Annotated in this window: 6 protein-coding genes and 1 pseudogene; all 7 read right to left on the bottom strand. The window is 45.2% G+C overall.

Going from position 1 to position 11588, the window contains the following annotated elements; genetic code table 11:
- Positions 1 to 98: 98 nt before the first annotated feature.
- Positions 99 to 515 (bottom strand): annotated as a pseudogene (locus FNE76_RS00900) (glycosyltransferase family 10 domain-containing protein); the annotation flags it as partial.
- Entirely contained in the window at positions 496 to 3903 is a 3408-nt protein-coding gene (locus FNE76_RS00905; protein WP_143928333.1) for an N-6 DNA methylase, read from the bottom strand. The gene FNE76_RS00905 and the pseudogene FNE76_RS00900, both read right to left, overlap by 20 nt.
- Positions 3904 to 4036: 133 nt before the next feature.
- The gene (locus FNE76_RS00910) at positions 4037 to 5701 is read right to left on the bottom strand and encodes a GmrSD restriction endonuclease domain-containing protein (RefSeq protein ID WP_120947777.1); all 1665 of its coding nucleotides are present in this window, start codon (positions 5699 to 5701) and stop codon (positions 4037 to 4039) included.
- 3 nt (positions 5702 to 5704) lie between these two features.
- Entirely contained in the window at positions 5705 to 7513 is a 1809-nt protein-coding gene (locus FNE76_RS00915; RefSeq protein ID WP_143928334.1) for a flagellar hook-basal body complex protein, read from the bottom strand.
- 2 nt (positions 7514 to 7515) lie between these two features.
- On the bottom strand, positions 7516 to 8670 hold the full coding sequence (gene flgD, locus FNE76_RS00920; protein WP_143928335.1) for a flagellar hook assembly protein FlgD: 1155 nt from the start codon (positions 8668 to 8670) through the stop codon (positions 7516 to 7518).
- A 49-nt stretch (positions 8671 to 8719) separates the two neighbouring features.
- Positions 8720 to 10153: a flagellar hook-length control protein FliK gene (fliK, locus tag FNE76_RS00925; RefSeq protein WP_162983052.1), complete on the bottom strand. Its 1434-nt coding sequence runs from the start codon at positions 10151 to 10153 to the stop codon at positions 8720 to 8722.
- Positions 10154 to 10199: 46 nt separating this feature from the next.
- A partial coding sequence (locus tag FNE76_RS00930) for a BspA family leucine-rich repeat surface protein (protein WP_143928336.1) occupies positions 10200 to 11588 on the bottom strand: 1389 nt, incomplete at its 5' end.

Raw genomic sequence — 11588 nt, forward strand, 5'->3', positions numbered from 1 at the left:
AGTTTACCTAAGCGTTTAAGGATTTTTTTAGCCAGAAACTTACAAAGTTGTTTGCCTGAATACAAAAACATCGGGTCGTCATGGGCAGGATAGAGGCTGTGTTCGTGATAGATTTCTTGACAATCTAGTGCCTTTTGCAAAAAGCCTAAAATCTTTTCAAAGCTCAAATCTTGGTAAAATCGGGGCTGTCCCTCAATGCTATTGAGTGGGTGGGTGTGTAACATCTCCAAGTAGGCATTGGGGTGGGTGTCTAAATACACAATAAAATCGATTGCCTCATCAAAGTCTTTAAAATCATGCACATTCACAAAACTTTTGGGGTTAAAATCCTTGGCCACGGCGGGGTTACCCCAATAAATGGGGATGGTGTGGGCAAAATAGGCATCGATGATCTTTTCAGTCGTGTAGCCATAGCCCCTAGAATTCTCAAAACACAGATTAAATTTGTATTGGCTTAAAAACTCCCACTTATTGGCCACTGGGCCACCAATCGTGTTAAACACCCCCCCCCCCCCCCCCCCCCCCCCCATTTTTCGCCCCGCACACTCCGCAAGCCTCTAGCACGGCTTGAATCAAGGCTTTATACTGCTCCACACTCATACGCACCTCAGCATAGCGTTTCTCTACTTGGGCGCATTCTGTAATGATTTGCTCTTGCACCTCTAGGGGGGGTAGGGGGATTTTAATCTCCTCAATGTATTTCTTGGCGATATTCCTTAACGCAATGCCCTTAAACCCCGCCTCCAAAAGCTCCAAATTGTGGCGCAACACCAAATAAACATAGCGTAAGCGTAAATCGGGGCTAGCCCCCTTAAAAATGTAAGTGTGGTCTGAGCTAGCAAACTTACCTGTAGAATAGTGGATATTGGCACTCCCCCCGTCCCCAATAATCAACGCCTCTATGTCAAAGTCGTAAGCATCGCATTTATACGCCTCTAAAGAGGATTTATAAAAATCAATCGCGCCTTTTGGGTTTTCAAATGAGGCGGGGCGTTTGCCCTTACCCATACTCTTTAAAACCTCCCCCAATTTCACCAAAGGATACCCACACCCCTCAAAGGGGTTTAAGCTGGCTTGTTTGGGGTTTAAACTAATCGTTCTATCTAGCACTGCCTTAGAAAAGTCTATCAACTCCCTTAAGGGCGTGCTAAAGAGTTGGTAACCTGCGGGGTCTGGGTCCCTATAGGGGCTTAAATTGGGGCGGGGGGTGTTGGTGCGCACCGCGTGCATAAAGCTTTTAAAGGCATAGGCTAGTTTGGTGGGGTCCTCTGGGTCTTGGGGGTTGTAAAGGGGGGTTTGTATGTGCTTGATACTTTGGACATTGCCTAGTGCCTCGCTCTCTAGGTCCTCTGTTTGCGCGCTGGTGTATTTGATGCCCTCATCGCCCTTGCGCTTGCTCCAATCATAGCCCAAGAACTCTACAATCTTAGCCTTGTTGTTTTTATTATCGCTCTTTTTATCCGGAGGGCTTTTTAGAATCAGCACCTCTTCGCCCTGAATGAGGGCAAAGAGGCGCATTTTTTCTAACTCTAGGGCGTGCATTTGCTCTAGGGCTTGCTCTCTTTGCCATGCCTTTAAGGTGTCTTGGTAGTCTTTGCTTTTAAAATACGCGTTTTGTTGGGCTTTGCCCTCTTGCTTGGGGTCTTTGGCATAAAAGCTAGAAGCTTTAAACCACTCTTGTTTAAGCCCCTCTGTGGGGAGCTTTTTTTTAAAGGTTTTGGGCTCTTTACTCTCAAAATCGCTAAAATACTCGCTAAAGCTCCGCTCTAGGGCTGGATTTAAGTTTTTGTCCGTCATGAAGGCTTTAAAGTCCGCATAAGGGTAGCCCCTAAAGGCGCAATATTCTTTTAAAAACTCTGTTTGCTTGAAGTCTTTTTCAAGCTTGTTTTCTTCAAAATTGGCTTTAGTCAGCGCGTCCAATAAATCGGTGCTGTATTTTTGCGCCTTTTGGGCGAATAAAATGATGGTCTGCGTGCCCGTGCTCCCAAAGGTGCGCGAATTGAGTTCCACAATACAGAGCAGTTTAAAATGCTCTAGCAAGAGGGCGCGGGTTTTTTCATACAGCCCCCCCTTTTGTAAGACGCTCACAGGCAAGATGAGCGCGCATATCCCGCCTTTTTTAAGAAAGTGCAAAGCGCGCTCTAAAAAGAAACATTCAATGGAGTTATTGTTTTCATAGCTCTTGGGGTCAATGCCACTTTTTAGGCTAAAGGGGTTCAGCGCGCTAGGCTCGAGCGTGCTTAAAAAACCTTTCACAGAATAGGGAGGGTTGGAGAGAAGGCAATCAAAGCTTTCTAGCTCAAAGCTTTTAGCATATCGGGGGGCGATGAAGTCTAGCGCGTCTTGAAAAATCACTTGGCTTTGGCTTTTGGGGTTGTGAAAAATGCAGGCGAGTTTGGCGACTTTGGAGAGGTCTTTGTTTTTCTCAATGCCATGTACTTTCGCGTCCTTGTGGCGCGCCATAAACTCGGTTAAGAAATGCCCCGCCCCACAAGCAAAGTCTAAAACTTTGGGGTGATTTGGTAGGGGGGGCAAGGAGTGGATGATAAAATTAGTGATGGGCGTGGGGGTGAAAAAACGCCCTTCGGTTTGGTGGATGTGGCGGTTTAAAAAGCCTTCAAACAGATCACCTAAGAATTGGTTATTTTGGCTTTGGCTCAAGTGCAGGTCGGCGATAAGCCCAGCCACTTGCACGAGGACTTTAAAGTTGAGGTAAAATTCTTCGGAGTTTTCCACCTCAATAAAATTAAACTTTTTGATGTTGAAGTATTTTTGTTGATCAAAGATGTCGTCTAATTTTTCTTTAAACTTGCCTTCATAACGCTGGGCTTCTTTAAAGAGATCGCCAATGGCGCTTTTTTTAACATTGATGACCTGTTTATTAAAGAGTTCTTTAATGCCCATTTCATAGAGGTTTAAAAGTCTGTCGCAGTACAAAAAGGGGTTGTCTGAGATCACGCCCTTGTAGGTGAATTGTAGGTCATTAGGGTTTTTGATTTCATCAATCACCTTACACAAGAACAAATCCACAAGGATATAAAAGCTGTTTTCGTAATTGCCAATAGAATGGTGGCGTAAGATGGTGGCAAATTCGTGGTAAATGCTTGAGATTTGATCGGCAGAGACGGCGCGTAGGTCCTCAAGGCTGTATTTTGTTTTGCCAATGTTGTAGGCTTGGATGTCTTCTTCAAAAATGCCCTTCGTGGTGAAGGCGTTTGAATAGGTTTGACTCCAGACTTCAAAATAGCTTTTGGCGTTGGTGTTGCTCGAGTCTGCAAAGCCGCGTTTTTTGTCCTCCTGCTTACAATCGCGGTTCAAACGCTCTAAATGTTCGGGATTGTCCTGCATAGAAATTAAGCGCATGTCAGCTGTGTGCGCGTCTTTGAAAGTGAGTAGGCACAGGTAGGGGATTTTATGCACGGCGTAATAACTAAAGAGCTGGTCGCCATTTTTGAGCGTGGCGTTCCATGCCTTGCTAAACTCATTCCCATAAGTTTTATTTTCAATGAGCACAAGGGGGTTAAATTCTTGATTGAGCACTAAAATATCCCCATAGACTTGTTGGTTATGCCCCACTTTAAAGGTGGGTTCTAAGATGATGTGCTTTGGGGCGTATCCCTTTTCTAGGAGCTTATGCACCGCCACCAAACACACAAAGTTTTCATTAGAGCTAAAATTAGTCGTGGTGTTGCGGTGGATAATAAAGCCTGTGCTAGGATCATCATTGCTAGGGTAATCGCCCTCTTTAAAACGATGATCTAGGGGAGAGTAGGCGATTTTTTTGTGTTTGAAATCTACGCAAATTTGGGCGTTATTGGGGTAAGTGTATTCAAAAACCTCGCCCTTGCGTGCTTCAAAGCCTAGAGAGTTTAAGATGTCTTTTAAGTTGTGTTCGCTGATCACCATGTCCCTTTAAAAAGGGGTATTGTAGCTTAAAGGGGATAAAAAGACTCAAATTTATCCACTAAGTCTAGCTAGCGATCTTGGCCAAAGCTCCTCACTTTGGGGAGCATACTTTTTAGCCCTCGTTGGAAATCTAGGTTAGTTCTTTGATCTTCTCTAATATCTTTTGGGCGCGCATGTGCAAAAAGGCTTGGTAGTCTTCTAAAACTTTGGGGTTAGAGGGATCGATTAAGTGGGCTTGGAGAGTTTGATTAAGGTGTGGATTGCTTTGGCGGTATTTTTCAATGTAAATTTTAGGCGGGCTGTCCTTGATCTCTTGGTTGAGCTTGGCGCTTAAGAAGGTGATATTGGCGATCACATCGGGGTTAAAATCAGGATTGAGGTGTTTTAAGTGGTTTTTGGGGTAGAAGTGGTGGAGATTGCGTTTTTTGCTCTTGGTGGTGTCACTCACAAAGAGATTATCTAAAAGAACTTTGCTATTGTTGTCAAAGTCGCAGGGCTCTAAGGTCGCTAGAACGCATAAAATCCCCCGGTGAAAACCGTTTCTGGTATTGATCTTCTCTTCCATTAAAAACTCTTTGGTGGTGGTGCGAGGCAATTCTTTTTTAAAATCAACGGGTTTTTCCTTGTGAATCTGTTCGACCAAACCTAATTGTTTTAAGAGAGTGTCGCCCGTTATGTTATTGCTGAAAAACATGCTACGGAACAACAAGCATCTTAAATTGGCAATTTGCTTGGCATTGGGGCTTTTATGTTCGCTTAGGGCGTAAAAATACGCCATGAGCATGAGCGAGCCCACAGAGGGCAAGAAGTCAAAGGAGGGGATTTTAAGATCGTGCTTGAGCAAATGGGCAGCATGGATAAAACAAGGGGCGATAAAATCCCATGTTTGTTGCACCTTTTCGGGTTCTAGTCTTAAAATAGTGGCGATAGCGATTTTTTTAGTTAAATTCTCTTGGATATTGGAACGCAACCAATACGAAATGAGTTGCAAGACCACCATAGGGTGGTCAAAGGCATAGTCTAACTCGTCAAGTTCGGCACGCAAAGCCCTAAACTTGGCTTCTAAATCAAAACCCGGATGGGTGATGATGGTTTGGGTGGAATCAGTAGTGGGGGGGATGTAAAATTTGGCACACATCACTTCAAAGGGGGTGAGTTTTGTCCCCCCTGTGTTGATACGGGCAAAAACTTCGACAATTTTATCTAAAGAGGCATTGGTGATCTCAATCACGGGGAAGCGGTACTTCTCAATTTTTTGTTTAAACTTTTCAAAGCGTTTTGCTTCCTGTAGGCTTAAGTTGTATTTTTCTTGTATCTCCAAAATGCTTTGGCTGATGAGGTCATACACGCTCACCGCGACCTTGTTAGTTTCGGCCTTTGGGTCGCGCACAAAACAAAAATCCCGCTCTTCGTCGGATTCTAGTCTTAGCATGATGTCCTGATAGTCATCCGCTACTCTAGGACTTCTTTGCACCCTGAGACCCTGATAGATCATAAAAAGTGCGGTGATCCGCTGTTGCCCATCTAACACATAATAAATCTCACCCGCCTTGGGCTCTTTTAAAAACACTTGCCCAATCTCTTTATTGGCCTGTAAGCGTTCTTTTGTGCGCCACACCACAAAACTCCCCGTAGGATAGCTCCTAACCAAACTATCGATGAATTTAGCAACCTGATCTTTCTTCCACACAAAATCCCGTTGGAATCTAGGGATTTGGTATTCCCCCTCTAGCAAGCAATGGATGAGCTCTTGACAATCCTTCTCGCTATAATTACAAAAAAAACCCTCTTGCATGCCCTACTTCTTCAAGTTGATCGCCTCTTTGACCAAGTCATCCCCTGTGGTGAAGGCCTTAGCGTTCATCGAATAGCCCCTTTGCATCAAGATCAAATTTGTTAAAGATCGCCCCGCATCCACATTGCTACTCTCCAAATACTTGTGCATGATCTTGCCAAATTTGAGCTTGCCATCATCGCGATCCCAGCCTATAATCGGGTTACCACTCAAGGGGGCAGCCCGCCCGTTACGGGTGGCATTCTCAATGTCAAATAAATTACTCCCCACTTTTTTAAGCCCTTGATCGTTGGTGAAAGTGGCGATCCCCACGCGCCCCATCGTCTCAATCGCACCATTGCTAAAGGCTAAATGAATCACGCCATCATCATCAATACGCATGTTTTGCAACAAACCCTTAGGCTTGCCATCTTGAGAGATTTGGATAATCCGCGAATCTTCATAGGGTTCATCGCTGGAGCTATAATCATCGCTCTTATCAATGGAGTAGGTCAAGGGGTTGCCCTTAAAATTCAGAGTTACGGGCTGGGCGTGCATTTTGCCTGCTTTATCAAAGCTGATTGTTTGGCGTACTGATTTGGGGGTGATGGGCGTTTTATCCCGCATCTCCAAAATGGAGCTTTCCACATCCCATTTTTCTTCTGTAGGCGTGGGGCTTAGGGGGTCTTTGGTGCTGGTCATAAAATAGTCGCTTTTGAGCAAATACTTTTCCCCCCCCTTGTCGTAAATCTCAGCGGTGGTGCTATAAAAGGGGATGCGGATGGGCACGGAATCTCGACCTTCATTTTTCTTTAAGATCATGCCATTGGCAATCCAGCCTAACTTTTCTGCCATGTGCCCGCCGATAAACAGAGTCGCTTCTGGGTCGCTGGGGTTTTTGATCTGCAATAATAAAGGCGAGATCACATCCCCGGGGCGGCTTTTGACAACATCTAAATCTAATTTCGCCTTGCTTTGGAGTAATTTTTTCAGATCGCCCAAAGTCCTAAACTCATTGTTTTCAACCCCCCCTGTGCCGTATTTAAAGACTAAATCTTGCGCCATGTCGCCCTTGACGATCATGATCTCTAAATTCCGATGCACGGGCAGATCTAAAGACTCGTTGTCATCATTGGCCAGAGCGTTAGCATCTTGATTTAAAAAGCGATCGTTAATCAGCTGCCCGTTTTCATCTAACAAATATTGCTCGGCGGGGCGGACATGGTTTTTAGGGTTGAGATTCACACTCATATTCACTTTAGTCGTTAAAACGGGCTGGTATTGCACATCTCTTGGCAAATACAGCGTGCTAAGTTTGCCACTCTTTAAAATCTTGGCTTCCTCATCTGGATTGCCCGCCAACAACACGCCATTTTTAATCTTGTGCAAGTCGATTCCATAGACATAATAGCCATGGGCATTCACAATATAGCCATCAGCATCCCGTAAGAAATTCCCATCTCGGGTGTAAAAATTCTCTTGAGCTTGTTTGTAGCCATCCTTGTTGATCTCCATCGTGCCGTTTTTATTAGGTCCCACAATAAACCACCCGCTCCCCTGATAAGCCATGTTAAAATCTGAATCGCTGGGCATATATTCGCCATCTTTATCTGAGATGGCATTGCTCCCCGCTCTCACCCCAAAGTTGCGATCATCGGCGGTGATGTTGCTACTCCCAAGTGAATCTAGATGCGCTGAAAAGAGCGATTTAAACTCGGGGTTGTTGGCTCGGTAGCCCACGGTGTTAATGTTGGCGATGTTGTTAGACAAACTATCGATGCCAAATTGGTGGGTTTTGATGCCTGAATAGGCGTTGAGTAAGGTATCATTCATTTTTAACTCTTTTGTGTGTTAAGCCCATGAAATAAGGGCGGGCGTGTGGGACTAGCTATCTTTGGATGCTCTTGAGCACTTGGGGTGTGGTGTTCTTGAGGCTTGGGGGTGCTTAGAGTTTTAGGCGGGGCTTGGGGGCTAGCTTGTGCGGTGGAATTTGTTGGCTTGGTGTGGGTGGGGCTAGCTTGTGCGCTTGGTTGCTTGTGGGGCTGGGTGGGTGTGTTAGGGCTTTTAGTGGGCGTGCTTGCTTGGGTGTTCTGGGGAACTTTTTGGGGCGTGCTCTGCGTGTGGGTTTTAGATTGCACCAAGTGGGCTAAACCCTCCCGCTGTTCTTTTTCTTGGCGGGTCGTGTTTTTGTCATAAAACTCTAGGGCACTATCCATAGGCAAGATCATCTCCCCCATACGCAACATAGGCTTGCCCTTGTCAAACACCACGCTTTGCACCTCGCCCCGCCCGATACGCGTATGCAAGTATTTATTGGTCTTGGGGTCTAAATTATATTGTGCGAACACCTCATAAGTGCCTGCCTCTACGGGCTTACCCTGTGCATTCAGCCCGTCCCATTCAAACTTGACATAACCTTGCTTGCCACTATCCCCCTTTAAAGACAAAGTGCGGACTAATTGCTTATCTTTGTCATAAATTTGGACATCTGCCGTGCCTTCAGCGGTGTTAATGGGTTCATCAAAGTAGAGTGAGAAATCCACCTTGCCCTTAGTAACATTGATCCCCTTGACATCGGTTTCAGCGATCTTGCCAATCATGGTTACGCTGTTTAAGCCGGAGGCTTGAGTCATGACCGCATTGCTTTTGAGCGTATTATCCACGCCCTTATCTAGGTGCTCCAAAGTCTCCTTAAGCTTGCCCTGAAAATCCTTGAGAGATTGGTTGGTTGCCTTGGTGGATTGCATCGCATCGGCAACTTCCTTCATCGCCTTTTTATTCTCCTCTTGCATTTCCACTTGGGTGAGTTGTGCGGTTTGGCTGATGATTTTGTCTGTCTCCATGGGGGCTGTTGGGTCTTGATTTTTGAGTTGCTCCAAAAAGAGTTTCATAAAAGCGTCTTTGTCTAGACCATTGGCGATTTTAGGCTCGTGTTTTTTCTTTTCCATCGCCGCCTTTGCGCCGGTTACCTCTGCTAAATCAATTGGCATGACCGCCTCCTGAATCTAAATGTCTGCCATTATACCCAAAAGTCTTTAATCATGCATACTGGGGTAGACCTACCTTGTTTGGCTCTTGAGGGGAGTTGGGCTCATCATTTTTGATGGGTTGGGGATTTTGCTGGGGTTGGGGATTGGCAAAGTGCCCTTGTTGTTGCTGTTGTTGCGCACCTTGTTGGAAGCCCCCCCCCTGCCCCCCACCATGGCTACTAAAACTCAAATTAACATCGCTAAAGCCCATCTGTGCAAGATTTTGGCGTAATTCGTTTTGATAAGAGGAGAGTAGAGCACTCACGGGGGCACTAGAAGCCACACTCACCTGTATATTCTTGCCCACCTGTTGGATCACCACATCCACTTTGCCTAATTTATCGGGGTTGAGCTCCATAGAAAGTTTGGTGATAGGGGGCTTGAAGTCTAGGAGTTCTTGGCGTAGGGTAGTGGCAAAATTTTTCAAGGTCTCCTTAATTTGGGGGGCTTGGATTGGGGATTTGCTCTCTAGATGGGCATTATGGGCGTTGTTGTGGGCACTCTCAATGGCTTTGGGCTTAGAATCCTCATCGCCCTCTTTGGAGATGGGATTTTGTGCAGGTCCATATAAAGGCAAGCGGTTGGGATCAAAAGATAGGGGGATAAATGTGCGCTTGGGTTTTAAAGGACCCTCTAAGGCTTGCTTAAATGCTTCTTTGATCTCGCGATCATTGGTGGCATTGTCCTTGATGGGTGCATGGCGGGGCATGGGTTTTTGCTCTAGGAGGTGGGCTAGGGGTGTGGTGGGGGCTTTGGTGGCCTGTGGGGCTGGAGTTTGGGTGGTTTTAGGCTTTAAAAGCTCCTGAGTGGATAATTTGGTTGTTTTTTCAGATTTGTCCATCTCCTCCTTAGAGGTCTTTTTTTGATCCAAATCATCTAAAATTGCCTTGTTTGGATTGACTAGGGGGGTGTTTTTGGCAATCTCTTTGGGATTGATTTTGCCAAGAGTGTTTTTTTCCACATCGCCCTTATCATCTTTTTCATGCTTGATTGTGCCCAATTTTAGTTGCTTGGCACTCTCTAAGTTTTTGATGTCTGAAAGTTTGGCTTGCTTGCCATGGAGTTTAACATCTTTAGGGGCTTTGGCGTGCTGGAGCAAATCCAAAGGGGGTTGTTTTTTGCCAAGCTTTTCGGGTTTTTCAGGCTTGAGTTGGGTGTTTTTCTTGGAGTTGAGCAAATGGGCTAGGGGGCTATCAGGGGCAATGTGCTCGGGTAGTTTGTTTTTGAGATCTTTAAGTTCCTTGCCCTTTTTGGGGACTTTTTTAAGATCAACTTTGGGCTTGTCTGCTTTGGCCTCTGTTTTTTTGCCGTGTTCTTTCTTTTTGAGCTCTAAGAGTTTTTTAAAAGCATCCTTGCTTTTTTCGGAGGTTTTTTTATGGCTGGAATGTGTGGGTCCCTTGCTGACAACTTTTGGTGCTTCCACATGTGTAGGACTGAGTGCCACGACCATCCTTTGATTTTTGACTCATGCAAGCAAACTCAATTCCACTCTAGGTGCAACTGCCCGCGCTTTTAAAAAAAGACTTGCTCAAAAACAAGGGTGTACTTTTCATCGCTTTGGCATGGAAAAACATGCAACGCACATCGGCTTTACGCAAATCCCACGCACTCAAGTCCTGATTAAAACTCTCAGCATAAGCAAACATCTTATACATGCTCATCACTCCGCTTGTATCCCAGTGGTTGAGGGGGTAGTTAAAACTCTTGGCGTAAAAAAACATCTTTTTCATGTCCCTGACATGGCTGGTGTTCCAGTGGTTCAAAGGTTGGTTAAACAAAAAAGCACCATAGAAAAGATAGGACATATTAGAAACATGCGAGACATCCCATGATCCAATGGGTTGGTTAAAGACACCGGCATATTTAAACATGCCCTGCAAATTCTGCGCGCTGGAGAGTTTCCATTGGGTAATATCGCCGTTAAAATCATAGGTCAAGCTGAACATATAGCTCATGTTTTTGACATTTCCCACATCCCAATTATTGAGGTCTTGTTGGAAATGCTTGCACCCATAGAACATAAAACTTGTATCTTGCGCGCTCTGGACTTCCCAATCATTTAAGGGCTGGTTAAAAGTTGCTAAGGCAAACATCGCCTTCATGTTTTCAACACTGCTGGTATCCCAATTACTTAAAGAGACATCCACCTCGCGCCCCATAAAAATCCCCTCCATATTTTTAACATGGCTAACATCCCAAGTTTCAATGCCCTCCAAGTTGGCACGCCCGCCCATCGCATGGCATTTGTTGTAAAAGTCTAAGATTTGGGCGTATTCCTTGTCCTTAGTCTCCCATAAATCCCCGCTTCTAATGGGTAATTGTTTGATGCGCGCATAGACATTTTCTTTATCGCAGAATAAATAACTCATATCCTCGATCAAACCCGTATTAATGCTGGCTAGAGGCACGCTATCATCTTGGAGCAACCGGATGAGTTCTTGTTTGTTTTGGGGGTAGTGCAAGAATTTAAGCACATTGGGGGGGGTGGTAGTTGGGGGATCGGTTCTCAAGGCATTTTTTTGCTTTAAAGCACCCTGAATGGGCGTGCCTAAAAAAATGCCCTGAGTATCTGCCCTGTCTAAATCCTGCCAATGACTCAAATCTTGCTTAAAACTCTTGGCATTGGCAAACATGTAGCTAAAATTCTGTGGGGGCTTGCCTATGCGTTTTTGGCGATTCCATCTGGATAAAGGCTGGTTAAAAGACTTGGCATGGTAAAACATATACCTAAAATCTACCCCGCTAGAAGTGTTCCAGTTGTTGATGGGTTGGTTAAAACTGGTGGCATTGGCAAACATGTAGCTAAAATCTACCCCGCTAGAAGTGTTCCAGTTGTTGATGGGTTGGTTAAAACTGGTGGCATTGGCAAACATGTAGCT

This window comes from Helicobacter mehlei (assembly GCF_007280785.1).
GTDB classification, from domain to species: Bacteria; Campylobacterota; Campylobacteria; order Campylobacterales; family Helicobacteraceae; genus Helicobacter; species Helicobacter mehlei.